The organism is Pseudoalteromonas sp. SWYJZ12, assembly GCF_015864395.1.
Taxonomy (GTDB): domain Bacteria; phylum Pseudomonadota; class Gammaproteobacteria; order Enterobacterales; family Alteromonadaceae; genus Pseudoalteromonas; species Pseudoalteromonas arctica.
On the sequence record NZ_JADYXH010000010.1, the window covers coordinates 60,379 to 75,589 of the forward strand.

At 39.8% G+C, this 15,211-nt stretch carries 13 protein-coding genes; 5 read left to right on the forward strand and 8 right to left on the reverse strand.

Going from position 1 to position 15,211, the window contains the following annotated elements; all coding sequences use genetic code 11:
• Nucleotides 1–15: 15 nt before the first annotated feature.
• Entirely contained in the window at nucleotides 16–900 is an 885-nt protein-coding gene (gene corC, locus I6F42_RS12535) for a CNNM family magnesium/cobalt transport protein CorC (RefSeq protein WP_007585597.1), read from the forward strand.
• Nucleotides 881–2,434, forward strand: coding sequence for an apolipoprotein N-acyltransferase (gene lnt / locus I6F42_RS12540; RefSeq protein WP_197152338.1), 1,554 nt, complete (start codon nucleotides 881–883; stop codon nucleotides 2,432–2,434). The genes corC and lnt overlap by 20 nt, the downstream gene beginning before the upstream one ends.
• Before the next feature lie 38 nt (nucleotides 2,435–2,472).
• Here lnt and I6F42_RS12545 read toward each other — a convergent pair whose 3' ends face one another.
• From I6F42_RS12545 to I6F42_RS12555, 3 genes are all read right to left on the reverse strand, one after another.
• Nucleotides 2,473–4,032 carry a P-loop ATPase, Sll1717 family gene (locus tag I6F42_RS12545; RefSeq protein ID WP_197152339.1) on the reverse strand — a complete coding sequence of 520 codons (1,560 nt, stop codon included), beginning with the start codon at nucleotides 4,030–4,032 and terminating at the stop codon, nucleotides 2,473–2,475.
• A 169-nt stretch (nucleotides 4,033–4,201) separates the two neighbouring features.
• A complete protein-coding gene (locus I6F42_RS12550; RefSeq protein ID WP_197152340.1) occupies nucleotides 4,202–5,212 on the reverse strand; it encodes an RDD family protein in 1,011 nt (336 codons plus the stop codon).
• A gap of 153 nt (nucleotides 5,213–5,365) precedes the next feature.
• A complete protein-coding gene (locus I6F42_RS12555) occupies nucleotides 5,366–6,451 on the reverse strand; it encodes an alkene reductase (protein WP_197152341.1) in 1,086 nt (361 codons plus the stop codon).
• Nucleotides 6,452–6,631: 180 nt separating this feature from the next.
• Here I6F42_RS12555 and I6F42_RS12560 point away from each other — a divergent pair, with 180 nt between their 5' ends.
• Nucleotides 6,632–7,399, forward strand: a complete 768-nt coding sequence (locus tag I6F42_RS12560) for a hypothetical protein (protein WP_197152342.1) — start codon at nucleotides 6,632–6,634, stop codon at nucleotides 7,397–7,399.
• A gap of 82 nt (nucleotides 7,400–7,481) precedes the next feature.
• Nucleotides 7,482–8,006: a CIA30 family protein gene (locus I6F42_RS12565; protein WP_197152344.1), complete on the forward strand. Its 525-nt coding sequence runs from the start codon at nucleotides 7,482–7,484 to the stop codon at nucleotides 8,004–8,006.
• 21 nt (nucleotides 8,007–8,027) lie between these two features.
• On the opposite strand, the gene I6F42_RS12570 is transcribed toward I6F42_RS12565, so the two are convergent.
• The 5 genes from I6F42_RS12570 to I6F42_RS12590 all read right to left on the reverse strand — a co-directional run bounded on the left by I6F42_RS12570 (nucleotide 8,028) and on the right by I6F42_RS12590 (nucleotide 12,426).
• A complete protein-coding gene (locus tag I6F42_RS12570; RefSeq protein WP_197152346.1) occupies nucleotides 8,028–8,564 on the reverse strand; it encodes a hypothetical protein in 537 nt (178 codons plus the stop codon).
• A gap of 146 nt (nucleotides 8,565–8,710) precedes the next feature.
• A complete protein-coding gene (locus tag I6F42_RS12575) occupies nucleotides 8,711–8,965 on the reverse strand; it encodes a hypothetical protein (protein ID WP_197152348.1) in 255 nt (84 codons plus the stop codon).
• 25 nt (nucleotides 8,966–8,990) lie between these two features.
• Nucleotides 8,991–9,467: an FKBP-type peptidyl-prolyl cis-trans isomerase gene (locus I6F42_RS12580; RefSeq protein WP_007585579.1), complete on the reverse strand. Its 477-nt coding sequence runs from the start codon at nucleotides 9,465–9,467 to the stop codon at nucleotides 8,991–8,993.
• Nucleotides 9,468–9,469: 2 nt separating this feature from the next.
• A complete protein-coding gene (locus I6F42_RS12585; protein ID WP_024591122.1) occupies nucleotides 9,470–11,890 on the reverse strand; it encodes a Lon protease family protein in 2,421 nt (806 codons plus the stop codon).
• 77 nt (nucleotides 11,891–11,967) lie between these two features.
• Nucleotides 11,968–12,426 carry a zinc ribbon-containing protein gene (locus tag I6F42_RS12590; RefSeq protein WP_007585575.1) on the reverse strand — a complete coding sequence of 153 codons (459 nt, stop codon included), beginning with the start codon at nucleotides 12,424–12,426 and terminating at the stop codon, nucleotides 11,968–11,970.
• A gap of 196 nt (nucleotides 12,427–12,622) precedes the next feature.
• Between I6F42_RS12590 and leuS the strand changes: the two genes are divergently transcribed.
• Nucleotides 12,623–15,211, forward strand: coding sequence for a leucine--tRNA ligase (leuS, locus tag I6F42_RS12595; RefSeq protein ID WP_197152351.1), 2,589 nt, complete (start codon nucleotides 12,623–12,625; stop codon nucleotides 15,209–15,211).

Genomic DNA, 15,211 nt, shown 5'->3' on the forward strand with positions numbered 1-15,211 from the left:
GAGCAATTAGACGCAATGAGCGACGGTAACTCGCAATCTAGCCAGGGTTCTTCTGGCAAAACGTGGTTGGGCAGAATAGCCCAAATGTTGCAAGGGGAACCCCAGAATAGAGAAGAGCTGGTCGAAGTTATTGCCGATGCGCAAGAACGAGACGTAATCGATCCTGAAACAAAAGAGATGATAGAAGGTGTGCTTGGCGTGTCTGAGCTTAAAGTGCGAGACATAATGGTTCCGCGCTCACAAATGATCACTCTTGAGATCGACAGCCCGCTTGAAGAGCTAATTCCAATGATGGTTGACTCAACTCACTCACGTTTTCCTGTGGTGATTGAAGACAAAGACCATGTAGAAGGTTTTTTACTCGCTAAAGATTTATTGCCACTGATCTTAAATAAAGACGAGCATTTACCATCAATACGCGATTATTTACGCCCAGCAATGGTAGTACCTGAGAGCAAACGTGTTGATACATTGCTAAACGAATTCCGTCAGCAACGCTACCATATGGCTGTTGTTATTGACGAATACGGCGGCGTATCGGGCTTGGTAACGATTGAAGATATTCTTGAAATAATTGTTGGCGAAATCGAAGATGAGCACGACGAAGAAGAAGAACATCAAGATATTCGTCGACTTGCTAAACATGTTCACGTAGTGCAAGCACTCACACCTGTAGATGACTTTAACGAGCATTTTAAAACAGGCTACAGCACAGACGAAGCCGATACTATTGGCGGAACTGTACTGCACGCATTTGGCCATATGCCAAGCCGTGGTGAAACGATTGACATAGAAGGTTACCAATTTAAAGTAACCAACGCCGACAATCGTCGTATTTTGCAACTGCAAGTCACCGTTCCTAAGGCTGATGATAACGACAGTGAAGAAACTGCTAACTAGACTTACCTTATTAGCAAAAGATAAAAAAGCATGGCTCGCACTCGTTGCGGGCCTTGTTTTAACTTTTGGCTATGCCCCCTTTGAAATTTGGCCCATCGTATTTATTAGCCTTGGTACCATAATTTTTTGCGTTAATCCCAATAATACCGGTAAAGCACACGCAAAAACCGCTGCTAAATATGGCTTTATATTTGGCCTAGGCTGGTTTGGTGCTGGTATAAGCTGGGTACATGTTTCTATTGCCACCTTTGGCGGTATGCCGCTTATAGCGTCGCTCTCGTTAATGGCATTTTTGTGCGCATACTTAGCGTTATTTCCCGCACTTGCCTTTTGGGCAACTACACGCTTTGCCAGTGGCCCTAAAAGCTTTGGCGCATTACTAATTGCCTGCTTTGCAATTAGTGAGTATTTACGTGGCACCGTACTTACCGGTTTCCCGTGGTTAAGTTTTGGCTACACACAAACCGACGGACCTTTAAGGTTGCTTGCCCCTTATATTGGCGAGTTTGGCTTAACACTTACCTGTGTCGCTATTGGCTTTGCACTGTATAGACTTACCCTAAAAGATTTTAAAACCCCAGCGGTTACTGCTACAGCTGTTGCGCTTGTTTTTACAGGCGCAAACACCACAGGTAGTATTCATTACACAGATAAAAACATGTCAGTATTGCTCGTACAAGGGAACATACAGCAACACCTGCGCTTTGAGCCAAGTGAGTTTTGGACCACAATGAGCAAATACCAAGATATGACACGTCCACATTGGGATGCCGACTTAATAGTATGGCCAGAAGCCGCCGTGCCTGAAATAGAGATGCTTGCTGATTCCTACCTAGCCAATTTAGACAATGCAGCCTCGTTTAATAAAACCGCCCTTGTAACCGGTATTGTTGACTACCAGCGAGACACCAAAAACATATTCAATACACTTATTGTGGTCGGTAATAAAGAACGCGGCGACGAGCACGGGCATTATCATTACCTTGATAAAAACCGCTATCAAAAACACCAGCTATTACCCATTGGCGAATTTGTACCGTTTCAAGACTTTTTGCGCCCTATTGCCCCATTATTCGATTTACCTATGTCATCGTTTACCCGTGGCGACAAAGTGCAAAACAACTTACGCGCCAATGGCTATAACTTACTCCCCGCTATTTGCTACGAAATTGTTTTTGCAGATTTAGTACGCGGTAATTACAAAAGCGATTCCGACCTACTCTTTACTGTCAGTAACGATGCCTGGTTTGGCGACTCCATTGGGCCTTTGCAACATATGCAAATAGCCCGTATGCGGTCGCTCGAGCTACAACGCCCTCTAGTGCGTGTTACAAACAATGGTGTAAGCGCCGTATACGACCCTATAAGCCACGCACAACAAACCATGCCTCAGTTTGAAGCTACAACATTGAAAGCTAACATTAAGCTCATAAAAGGCGACAGCGTGTACAGCCAATACGGCAACATGTTTGTGTGGGGATTTGTTTTATTGCTGGGTGTTATTGGGTTTGGGGTTAGGTTAAAAAGGTATTAATGTACCTTTTTAACCTTATAATTAGTAAAGAATGACTATTAAGTATTCCTGAAAAATAGAGGATGTATCACAAACTTCTTATTTAAATCGGTGATATCTAGTTCGGGCTTTTCAAACGATGAATAAATAAACAAAGTACTAGATTTTTTAATGCCTATAACACCTACTGCAAACCACACTTTTATTAGTTCATTTAAATCCATCGCTCGTCGATCATGTTCTTCATCATCTTTTACAACTGGTATCTCAAGCAGATAGTTTGACACTTGATCAATAATAGCTTGAGGCATATCTAAAACTTTAAATTCATTGGTTGGAATAAAAGATAAGCTATCTAAATAACTTTCAATATGATGGTAAATACTTGCCCATTCTTTAACTAATGCTTTCTTTCGTCCAGAATAAAACTTTTCTTCAGCTTCAAGGATAATATCTTCATTTAATTCAACCTTACCATCACAAGCACCTAGACATAAATTAACGAAGCTAATCGCATCTCGAGGGCGAAGCATAGTTCTCTCTAAAATATATAAATCTGCATCTAGATCATTTACCTTGAAATTGAATACATCAGCTAAAGTAACGACCTTAGTTCCTTGATACTGATTTCTAACAAGGTGGTTTATACGTGAGTCCAAGATTCCTCTAATTTCTTCTCGATTCCAAGATATCGCGTAAATCAAAGACTGATCTTTTTCATCTTGTCTCAAACTGTTTTTATAAATTCCCATTATAATATCTGTTCTAATAGAAATTAAAATTTTCACCGATTTAATATCTAATAGCTCTTTAAACGCTTCTAATAAAGCGTTTATGAAATCATATCTGATGGCACTTGAACTCAACCATGATTTATCAAGATCATCTATGCTAATGATTATTCTTATTTGTTTTTCATTAGAAAACTCTTCCTGAATCACTTTAATGAGCTCTTTTTGTTTTCTAAGAAGCTCTTTACTAACATAGCTAGATGTTACTGACTGTATTTTTTGTAAGTTTTCCTCGAGCTGTTTACCTTCAAATTTAAAAATCCCACCATTTGCTCCACCTGACAAAGATTCTTGCATTTTGTTCGTTATTTCAGTGATCACATTATCGTTAAAGAAATTATCTTTATAAGCTTCAACATACTCATTCGCAACTTCTGGGTTATATCTTTTTTTACTAGAGCTGATTAGTCTCTTTATCGACTCGAAAAAGCTATCATACGAGGAGCGGTGAAGAAGATTAATAACTTTCACTAAAAGGACATGTAGCCATAATGATTTATAAAAAACTCTCAGATCAATTTCCTTATCAATTAGATCTGAAATAAATATATTATTTTTTATGTGTTCAAAAACTGTATTTTCAGCTTCAATCGTATCGTGAACTTTTACGTTCTCGCTATTAATAATCTGTTTTAATAAAGCTGTTTTCCCACTTCCAGTTCTTCCAACAATAATTCTTCGAGTAAAATCGGGGTTATTCTCACTACTGTCAAAATCAAGAATGCCTTTAAATACATCAGACTCATAAAAACAAGACTCTAAAAAAGAATCAGTTTCAGCCTCTAACTTACCTATTTCAGCATTTTTCCTAAATTTATATGAACTCATTTCCTTCGATACTCACTTGAAAATATTGACTAATATTAATACAAGAATCACATACATTATTTCACAATACAACTTTTTGATGTTCTAAATAAAGTTAAGTAAAATGCAAGCAAACCACCTTTACAAACCACACACCTACTTTCTTAAAACAGTTATTCCCAACTAAAAGCTAGTCCTTTACTGCATCTACAACGGTTTCCACATTTACAACTTGATTCAAGTTACCTTTAATAACCACCGTCGCTGATATTTTATCTTGAATTGCTTGCCTGTTTGGGTCCCAATATATCTGTAAAAAGCCCAATAAGCCCGTTGCAAAGCCTGCACCGTAGCCGCCGTAGCGACCAAAACAATCTAATAAACCTAATGGCTCACCGCTTAGGGCGACAACACGGATATTACAAACCTTTTTACCCGGCGTTTGGCCGCGCCAAAGCAGCGAGAACAACGTAAAGTAAACTGCAGCCCAGCCAAAACCTAAGCCCAAGTCTTGAATAACGCCTTTGCTCCACTGCAAAATACTATTTGTGCTTGTTTGTGCAGGTTTTTCTTCTATTAACTGTGCAGGCTTTATTTCGTTATTTTCACTGAGTACTAGTAGCTGTAAAAGTACGGTAGCAAGTTGTGGGCTTTTTAGGTCATCCATTTCTGCTAATTTGGGAACTTGCCCTATTAAATTATCAAGCGCGCTTTGTTGGCAAGGTTGCTCACAGCTGTCATCGGCTGTTTGCGCTAAATAAGTATTTACCCGTTGTTTTTCTGTGGCGGTAAGCTGTATTTCATCTTGTATTTTTACGCCCTGAACAGCTAAACCTTGATCAGTGTTATCGTCTTCTAGGTAATCTATGCCAATTGAAAGCACAGTAAGTGCGCTTACAAATAAAATACTTGCTGCCGTTATTTTTAAGATTCTTCGCCACACATTCGACATTTTTGGAAGGTATTGCTGTGCCGTACCTTTATAAAAAGCCATTGCAGCAACAAATGCTATTAAAGCCGCGCTGAGTTTGGCTGCTAAAAATATAAGTGCAACATCAATAATAATCGCTAGTGCACGCCGAATTGGCGTAGCTAAAGGCAAGCCCAGTAAAGCACTGTCAATTTTAAAGGCGTAGGGGGTAACAACTTCTCGGGTTTCAGAATTTGATAATTCTAATTGTTCTATCTCTTTGGCTTTCATTTATTTTCTTGTTATTAAAATAGGTAACCCGGTTAACTTACGCGTTTTTTATTTTTTGCTCAAGATAAAGCTAATAGAATCAGTGCACAAAAAAAGGGCTGCATAAAATGCAGCCCTTCATGTTTTTACTCAATGTTTATTACTTACTAGCAATTATACCGTTGGATAATCGGTATAGCCTTGCTCTGCACCACCAAACAAAGTGTCGGGGTTATGGCTGTTAAGAGGCTTGCCTTGCTTTAAGCGTGCTGGTAAGTCTGGGTTTGATACAAATGGGCGACCAAAACCAATCATGTCGGCCCAGCCTTCGCTAAGTGCTTTGTCTGCGCGCTCTTTTGTGTACTTGCCTGCGTAAATTAATACACCGCTGTAGGCTTTGCGAATAGCGTATTTAAACTCAACACTCATTAAAGGTGCGTCATCCCAATCGGCTTCGGCTATATGCATGTAACCTACACCGGCTTTATTTAATGCCTCAGAAACCGCTAAATAAGTTTCCTCAGGGTTTTCGTCTACAGTGCCATTAAGAGTTGTTAACGGGGCTAGTCTTACGCCTACTTTGCTGCTACCAATTTCGTCGATAACAGCGTTTACTACTTCAATTAAAAAGCGTATTCGGTTTTGCACGCTGCCACCATATTCATCGGTGCGGGCATTTGATTCTGAGTCTAAAAATTGGTTAATAAGGTAACCATTAGCAGCATGAAGCTCTATGCCATCAAATCCTGCATTAACTGCATTTTTAGCAGCTTGGCGAAATTCGCCTATGACATGCGTAATATCTTGTTTGCTCATTTCGCGTGGGAGTTGGGTGTCTACAAACCCCGGTGCGCCGTTTGTATCTACAAATACTTTTACGTCTTTTGCAGCAATCGCCGAGGCTGAAATAGGCTGCACGCCACCGGTGTTGTCACTATGAGTTACACGGCCAACATGCCAAAGCTGAGCAAACATAACGCCACCAGCGCTATGCACTGCGTTGGTTACTTTACTCCAACCTACAACTTGCTCATTTGAATAAATACCCGGAGTCCAAGCGTAGCCTTTGCCAAGTTCACTAATTTGTGTGCCTTCGCTTACAATTAGCCCGACACTTGCGCGCTGTGCGTAATATGTTGCCATTAAGTCGTTAGCTATATCGCCAGGCTGTGTTGAACGCGAGCGAGTCATTGGGGGCATAACAATACGGTTTTTTAATGTTTTACCTGCAAGTTCTATTGGTTCAAAAAGTAATGTCATAATGCCTCCTAAGTTTGATTGCACGCATAATAACGTAACCAAGCACATGCAAAAACAACAAAAACTGCAAAATAGTTTTGTTGTATTTGCAATAAAGCCACAAAGTAAAACACATTAACTTTAGGTGAACTAAATGTATTTTATTGACTCTTAACAGCACTATTAAGTTGAGGGTTTGATGTGAATAAAGGGAATGCGTGGCCGTGGGTTATCTCGTTATGTATACATGGCGTGTTGCTGTACTTATTACTTTCACATAAATTACTTTCGCAAAAAATAAAAGTTGAAGTACCTCCAACAAAAAAAGACACCGTAATAAACGCTTATGTAATGGTTAACTTATCAACGCAACCTAAGTTAAGCACCGTTAACACTACCACTAACGCACCGATTGCTGAGCCTGCAAAGTTAGAGGTAAAAAAAGCACCTGAATCTGTAAGCACTAATAAAATACCTACAACTCAAACACAAGTTACTAAAGCACCCAAACAACGTGACGAAAAACCAAAAACAGCAACAGTAACAAAGCCCACTATTACAAATAAACCTCAACCCCCTGCCCACACCATTAATACCAACACGCAAACGTTTAAAAAACTTAACCCGTATGCGCCTATTTATGGCGCACCTATAAATAACTTAACGCATAAAAAAATGGTCACGTTTGGCGAAGCAGATAACTCAGATAGTACTGATGATGCAATAGCTGCCACCCCCACAATTAAATCACCGGTTAAATCACAAAAATCAGAAGTTATTAGCCAAAATACAATAGGCACACGACGATTAGAAAAATTTAACGGTAAATGCTATTTAATTGATACTTCAACCGTATTTGGTAGTAATGGCATGCCTCAAGGTAGCGCGCAGACCTGCCCTGGTGAGCAAACTGATGATGAAATATTATTTAATAAAATTATGGATAAGTGGGCTCGTAAAAATAATTAGTTTTAAATTAGTGAACAAATACGTTATTAAAACGTATTTGTTATAAGTACTCCACTTACTTAATGCCAATTAGGAAACACGTATGACAACAAAGCAACTATCATCACTTTTTGTATTTAATTTATTAGTTGTAAGTGCACAAGCGAGTGCAAACCAGCGCTGGTACGTTGTTAACGACTCAGTAATGGGCGGTGTATCTAATAGCCAAGTAACACAAACTCAAGAAAGTTTGCTTTTTACAGGCAATGTTTCGCTTGATAATAACGGCGGTTTTGCATCAATACGTACAGAGCTAAATACACAAAGCCAAAATACTAAAGCTATAGCACTGCGTGTTAAAGGCGATGGACAAACCTATCAGCTTAGACTCAGAACTACCAATTACCTTGATGGCGCAGCGTACACCCACTCATTTAAAACAGTAAAAAATGAATGGGTAGATATAAACTTTGCTCCGAGTGATTTTACTTTAACGTATCGCGGTCGCGTGCTTGAGCAACAACCGATTATTGATTTTGATGATATTAAGCAACTAGGCTTTATGATTGCAGGTAAGCAAGGAGGTAAATTTAAACTTGAAGTGGGTAAAATTGAGTTTAAAAGCTAGCCCACCACCATGTTGGTGGCGCTAAATAGTATAGTCGTCGCCCCGTCTCTTCATTTCACTAATAACCAGCTCAACCATTTGTTGTTTTATTGCTGCTTGCTCTGACTTTAACTCCCCTAATTGCAGCTCTAACATATCTATCTGCTCTTGTTGCTGTGTGTTTTTATATTTTTTAGAACCTAGGTGCTCTGCATCTAGAGTTAAACTCGCATCGTTTTTATTCAGCTCACTTGCAGAAGTATTTATAGTTAAACTACGTTGTACGGGGCTTTGTTTAAGTTTGTTAATTTGTTCTTGCAGCGCAATAACTCGCCCAGTGAAGTGCTTGTATACTTTTTCTAGGTTTTTATACTGATTGCTAAACGTTGCGTTATCTTCACTATATTCTTGTGCTTTGGTATCTAGAAATTTTGATAACACATATTTTGGCTCTTCCTCACTCTCTTCCTCGCTCTTTTCTTCACTCGCTTTTTCAACAGGTAGTTTATCTGATTGCGCTAAAGTTTGAGTATTTGAGCTGTATACTTGGTATGGAATGGGAGTCGGTGAAATCTTCATTATTTTATCCCTAAAATAGCTTTGTAACTATTATAGGTATCGACCTCGTATTAAAATCCTTGAGTAAATTTTAATGTTAGCTAAAAGCAAAAAGCCCCACTTTATTAAAGTAGGGCTTATACCAATTTATTAAACTAACTCGTTGCTTACTTAGTGCTTTGGTTATCTTGTGAGAGCGCAATAAGTTCAAGCGCCGCATTTAGGCGAGTATTTAAATTATTATAAATAGTCATTCCAAACACACCAATAATACAAACTATTAAACCCATTTGTAGGTTAACGCTCATCTCTAGTAAAAAAACAGCTGCAACGAGTAAGCATAGCGCTAGTGCATAAATAATAGATTGAAAGGTAAAGTTAATATCACCTTTGGCTATTTTAAGTAATTCGTCTTTATTCATAATTTACTTCCTTGTTATTTAATCACTAAGACTCAATTGCCAGTAACTCTACTTCAAAAATAAGTACTGAGGCAGGAGGAATACTACCTACCCGTTTTTCGCCGTACGCTAATTGGTGCGGTACATATAGCGTGTATTTATCGCCGGGGCTCATAAGTTGTAAGCCCTCAGTCCAACCTTTAATAACTTGGTGCAAACCAAAGCTAATCGGTGTTTTACGCTCTACTGAACTGTCAAACACAGTGCCGTCGATTAGTGTGCCGTGGTAATGCACGTTAACCATACTTTTTGGGGTTGGTGTGTTTTCGTTTTCGCTTTTATGGATTACTTTATACTGCAAGCCAGAAGTCGTTTCTACTACACCTTCTACCTTTGCGTTAGCGGCTAAATAATCTGCACCTATTTGTGCATTTATGCCTGCTTGTTGTTTTGCTTTTTTACTATTTTGAAATATTAAAAAACAAAAAATGGCGATAACTACCGCCAAAATTATATTAATCATCATTAACCTTTTTCGTTGTCTAGCTCTTCGTCTTTTTCGTCATCATCGCCGTTTACTATGTCGGCAATCTCTTTGAGGCGAGCAAGTGCAATACCGTTTACTGAGTTTTCTGGATACTGGTCATCAATAATATCGCCAGCTTCTATATCCATTAACAAGTTAAGCGCTTGGTCTACGGTTTCGACTGCGTAAATATTAAATTTACCCGCTTCAACCGCATTAAGTATTTCGTCATCAAGCACTAAGTTAACTTGGTTTGATTTAGGAATAATAACGCCTTGCGAACCTGTTAAACCACGCATTTTACACAGTTTAAAAAAGCCTTCTATTTTTTCGTTTACGCCACCAATGGCTTGTACATCACCGTGTTGGTTTATAGAGCCTGTAAGCGCAATTGATTGGCTAATAGGTAGGCTTGTAATAGACGAAATAAGCGCACACAGCTCTGCTAAAGATGCGCTATCGCCATCTATGTAACCATAGCTTTGCTCAATGGCAATATTAGCGCTAAGCGTTAAGCTAAAGTGCTGCGCATATTTATTACCTAAATAACCGGTAAGTAGCATTACACCTTTTGAGTGAATAGCTTTACCAAGCTCGGCTTCACGTTCAACATCTATTACGCCATCGGCGCCAGCATAAACCGTTGCCGTAATACGCGCAGGGGTACCAAATGAGGTATCGCCAATGTGTAATACGGTTAAGCCATTTACTTTACCAATGGCTTGGCCGTCGGTTGCAATAAGTGTGTGACCTTCTTTTATGTCACTGAGCATATTTTCGCTAATTTGGCCGGTACGGTATTGTTTGCCTTCAATGGCTTCGTCAATATGGTGCGCGTCAATAACGGCTAATTTGTCTTGCTTTGCGTAGTAACTAGCTTCTGCAATAAGTTCAAGTACATCAGCAAAACGCGCTGATAATTTATTTTGATGCTCAGCTTGGCGGTAACTAAATTTAAGTAAACGCACCATAGCAGCCTGCGTTGCAGTGCACTTTAATGTTTGCTCGCAATACTCGGTTACTTTAGTAATAAACTGGTATTGCAATTTATCGCTACTTGGCAAGTAGTAATCAAAGTCGGCTAATACTCTAAATAGCTCTGCAAATTCTTCGTCGTATTCACCTATGGTGTAGTACAACTCGCGCGAACCTAATAAAATAATTTTAACATCAAGCGGTATAAGCTGCGGGCGAAGTGTAAAGCTAGTCCCTACTGTGCTGTCTTGATACGGTAAGTCGTTTTTAATTTGATGTGTTTTTAACGCGAGTTTTAAACCATCCCACACTTGTGGATTTGCCATGATTTTTTCAGCGTCCATAATTAAATAACCGCCATTAGCACGATGCAATGCACCAGCCTGAATTGAGCGATAACAGGTAATTAAAGAGCCTTGCGATGTTGAGTACTCAATTTTGCCAAATATATTGCCAAACGTTGGATTAGGCTCGTACACAACCGGTGCTGCGTCGTCCTCTTTAAACTCAACTAAAATGTTAGGTGCAAAAAAGTCGGTAAGCATGCCTTTGCGATCAAAGTCTTCTTTGCTTTCTTCACTTTCATCTTCGTCATCTAGCCATTCAAGTACCGCGTCTATAATTTCAACGCGTATATCTTTTAAATAGCGCAGTACACCAATATGCGTGGCATATTTATGTTCTAAGTCTTTTAAAAGTGGTTTAGTGGCTTGCTCTGCAGTCGATTTTTTAAGATTGCGTTGTTTTTCTTTTGATTCGCGTTTCCAACGTGGCAGCTCTATTAACGCTTCTATTAATGCATCTTCTAGCTTTTCAATTTTTTCAAAAAACTCTTCACGTAACGTTTCTTCAAGCTCGCCAAATTCGCTGTCGCTTAATTGTTTACCATCTACAAGTGGTGCAAACCCTACTGAATTTTTTTCTTCAACTAATGCAACGCTTTGCTCAAACGCCGCAATTTCTACTGCGGTAATAGCACTGTCGTAGGCATCGTTAAATTCACGATCGATTGATTTTTTCTTACGCTGATACGCTGGGTTATCAAATGCCGCAGGAAAGGTGTCGAGTACTTCATCTAAAAATGAATCTATGTCGTCACTAAGTTGCTTGCTTTGACCTGGTTGCATAAACAGCGCAATAGGTTCTCTGTGGTCATCGTAATTGTTTACGTATAACCATTCGTTTGGCGTTGAGCGGTCTTTTGCGTGTTGTTTAAGTTTATCTTTAACAAGCGTAAAGCGCCCGTGAGCGGCCTCGCCCATTACATAAACGTTGTAACCCGGCAGTTCCATCCCTAATGAAAAATCTAAAGCACTTTGGGCGCGTTGTTGGCCTATAAACGTAAGTTGCTCTGGGTATGGATTGTTCATACACGTGTTTACGTGATTAGTAGAAATACTCGGTGCGAGCTTTGAAACAGATAGTGGCAGCAATTTTTTCGTCATTCTAACTTCTTTTTTTACCAGCATATTCGCTGGCCTTTGGGCGTATTAAGTGGCCCGCAGCCACTTAATACTTATATTTAAGGGTGCAGTGCCTTACGACTAAAATAGATTCCATCACATTCAATACACGGTGTAATTTGTGTAGCGTGATAAACATCGTAACTATGGGTGCAATTCTTACATACTAATGTGCCCATGGCTATCCATTCGCCTGCGTGATACACACCATTGTGCTTAAAATCTTGGCTAAGAGATTGCCACTCAAGTTGAGTTTTATCTTCTATGTGCGAAAGTTCAAACCAAAGAGACTCTTTAAGCTCTTGCCATGCAAGCGAATTATAGTGTGATTCGTTCTCTACTATATGTTCAATATCATTCTTTAAATAACTTTTGTAGAGCTCATATCTTTCTTGACTTAAATCTTTAAGCGCCTGCTCAGATTCAACAAACCCAGAAACCACATCTTTTAAACCATGCTCTTTCACATCTTTTATCCAATGGGTAAAACTGCTAAGCCATGTTTTGTAATCAGTCATTTTTTACTCCTTCAAAATTGCTGTTAAATCAGTCTGTAACTTATGTCTTTAGCTAACCACACTATAAAAAGGCAGGTTAACCTGCACTGAAAGTTACAATTTAATAAAAGCATGTTTTTGACGCTGTGAATAGTGTTTTATTTGGGGTATCCTAACGGCAATTTTTTATTAGTTTGCAAGAAGTCTGGAACCATAGATGCAAGAGCAATATAACCCGCAAGATATAGAGTCAAAAGTACAAAGCTACTGGGAAGAAAACCAGGTATTTAAAGTCACTGAAGATGAGAGCAAAGAAAAGTATTACTGCCTTTCTATGTTCCCTTATCCGAGTGGTCGACTGCATATGGGTCATGTGCGTAACTACACCATTGGTGATGTTGTTTCTCGTTTCCAGCGCCTGCAAGGCAAAAACGTAATGCAACCTATGGGTTGGGATGCGTTTGGTTTACCTGCAGAAAACGCTGCTATTAAAAACAAAACAGCACCAGCTAAGTGGACATACGAAAATATTGATTACATGCGTACCCAACTTAAGCAATTAGGTTTTGGTTATGACTGGGATCGCGAAATTGCGACATGTCATCCAGAATACTACAAGTGGGAGCAGTGGTTTTTCACTAAGCTTTACGAAAAAGGCCTAGTGTATAAAAAAATGTCGACAGTTAACTGGGATCCAGTAGATCAAACTGTACTCGCTAACGAACAAGTTATTGACGGTCGTGGATGGCGTTCAGGCGCTGTGGTTGAGCAAAAAGAAATTCCACAGTGGTTTATTAAAATTACCGACTACGCACAAGAGCTACTTGACGATTTAGACAAGTTAGAAGATTGGCCAGAGCAAGTTAAAACAATGCAGCGCAACTGGATTGGCCGCTCTGAAGGGTGTGATATTGAATTTAAACGCACCGATAACGACGAAACATTTAGCGTATACACAACACGTCCAGATACCTTTATGGGTGTTACGTATGTTGCTGTTGCTGGTGGTCACCCTATTGCGCAAGAAGCCGCTAAAAATAGCGATGCTATTGCAATGTTTGTTGAAGAATGCAAAAACACCAAAGTTGCCGAAGCAGACATGGCAACAATGGAGAAAAAAGGCATAGCAACAGGCTTTTACGCAACTCACCCATTAACGGGCGAGCAAGTACCAATTTGGGTTGCTAACTTTGTATTAATGCATTACGGCTCAGGCGCTGTAATGGCAGTACCTGCACACGATCAACGCGACTTTGAGTTTGCAACAGCGTACGGCCTAGATATAAAACAAGTCATTGCGCCTGCTGAAGGTTCAGATCTTGAAGTAAACCTAAAAGAATCAGCATTTACCGATAAAGGCGTACTTGTAAATTCGGGTGAATTTAACGGCCTTGATTTTGAAGCTGGTTTTAAAGCGATTGCCGATAAATTAGAAGCACTCGGTGTTGGTGAGCGTAAAGTAAACTTCCGCCTGCGTGACTGGGGTGTGAGCCGTCAGCGCTATTGGGGTTCTCCAATTCCAATGCTTAGCGATGAAGATGGTAAAGAACTTGCCGCAACAGAAGATATGCTACCAGTTCGCTTACCAGAAGATGTGGTAATGAACGGTGTAACTTCACCACTTAAAGCAGACCCAGAGTGGGCTAAAACAACAGTAAATGGCGCACCAGCGTTTCACGAAACTGATACGTTTGACACCTTTATGGAATCGTCTTGGTACTACGCACGCTACTGTAGCCCACGCTACGACGAAGGCATGCTAGATCCAGCTGCTGCTAACTACTGGTTACCAGTAAACCAATACATTGGTGGTATTGAGCATGCAATTTTACATTTATTGTACTCACGCTTTTTCCATAAATTATTACGTGACTTTGGTTTAGTTAATTCAGACGAGCCGTTTGACCGCTTACTTTGTCAAGGTATGGTACTTGCTGAAACATTTTATCGTAAAGATGAAAAAGGCGGCGACATTTGGATTTCGCCAACTGATGTTAATACCGAAACCGACGAAAAAGGCCGCGTTACTAAAGCATGGCACAAGGAAGACGGCGAGCCGGTATTCTCATCAGGCATGAGCAAAATGTCTAAGTCTAAAAACAATGGTATAGACCCACAACATGTAATTGCCCAGTATGGTGCAGATACAGTGCGTTTATTCATGATGTTTACAGCACCGCCAGAGCAAACGCTTGAATGGTCAGACTCAGGCGTTGAAGGCGCGCATCGTTTCTTAAAACGTGTATGGAAATACGCGGTAGACGTTAAAACAGTAGGTTACCAAGCACTTGATAAATCAGCGCTAACTAACCCGCAAAAAGTACTACGTCGCGACTTACACAAAGCAATTGCTAAAGTGACTGATGATGTTGAACGTCGTCAAACCTTTAACACCGCTATTGCAGCCATTATGGAGCTTTCTAATAAGTTATTAAAAGCACCACTGAGCGACAAACAAGATGTAGCGATTGCTAACGAAGCACTTGAAGCATTAGTTATTATGCTTGCACCTATTACTCCGCATTTATCGCATGAGCTTTGGAAAGAGCTTGGTAAAAAAGGCGAGATTTTAGATGCTGCATGGCCAAAAGTTGACGAGTCTGCACTTGTTGAAGATGAAAAACTAATCATCGTACAAGTAAACGGCAAGCTTCGCGCTAAGTTAACAGTGCCAGCTGATGCAACTCAAGAGCAAGTAGAAGCCCTTGCGTTTGCAGAATCTAACGTAACTAAATTTACTGATGGCTCAACCATTCGTAAAATCATTTACGTACCAGGCAAGCTACTTAACGTGGTAGCTAACTAA

Coding starts and splice junctions, on each gene's coding strand:
- corC (WP_007585597.1), top strand. CDS start 16: ATGAGCGACGGTAACTCGCAATCTAGCCAGGGTTCTTCTGGCAAAACG.
- I6F42_RS12545 (WP_197152339.1), bottom strand. CDS start 4,032: ATGAGTTCATATAAATTTAGGAAAAATGCTGAAATAGGTAAGTTAGAG.
- I6F42_RS12550 (WP_197152340.1), bottom strand. CDS start 5,212: ATGAAAGCCAAAGAGATAGAACAATTAGAATTATCAAATTCTGAAACC.
- I6F42_RS12555 (WP_197152341.1), bottom strand. CDS start 6,451: ATGACATTACTTTTTGAACCAATAGAACTTGCAGGTAAAACATTAAAA.
- I6F42_RS12565 (WP_197152344.1), top strand. CDS start 7,482: ATGACAACAAAGCAACTATCATCACTTTTTGTATTTAATTTATTAGTT.
- I6F42_RS12570 (WP_197152346.1), bottom strand. CDS start 8,564: ATGAAGATTTCACCGACTCCCATTCCATACCAAGTATACAGCTCAAAT.
- I6F42_RS12575 (WP_197152348.1), bottom strand. CDS start 8,965: ATGAATAAAGACGAATTACTTAAAATAGCCAAAGGTGATATTAACTTT.
- I6F42_RS12580 (WP_007585579.1), bottom strand. CDS start 9,467: ATGATTAATATAATTTTGGCGGTAGTTATCGCCATTTTTTGTTTTTTA.
- I6F42_RS12585 (WP_024591122.1), bottom strand. CDS start 11,890: ATGACGAAAAAATTGCTGCCACTATCTGTTTCAAAGCTCGCACCGAGT.
- I6F42_RS12590 (WP_007585575.1), bottom strand. CDS start 12,426: ATGACTGATTACAAAACATGGCTTAGCAGTTTTACCCATTGGATAAAA.
- leuS (WP_197152351.1), top strand. CDS start 12,623: ATGCAAGAGCAATATAACCCGCAAGATATAGAGTCAAAAGTACAAAGC.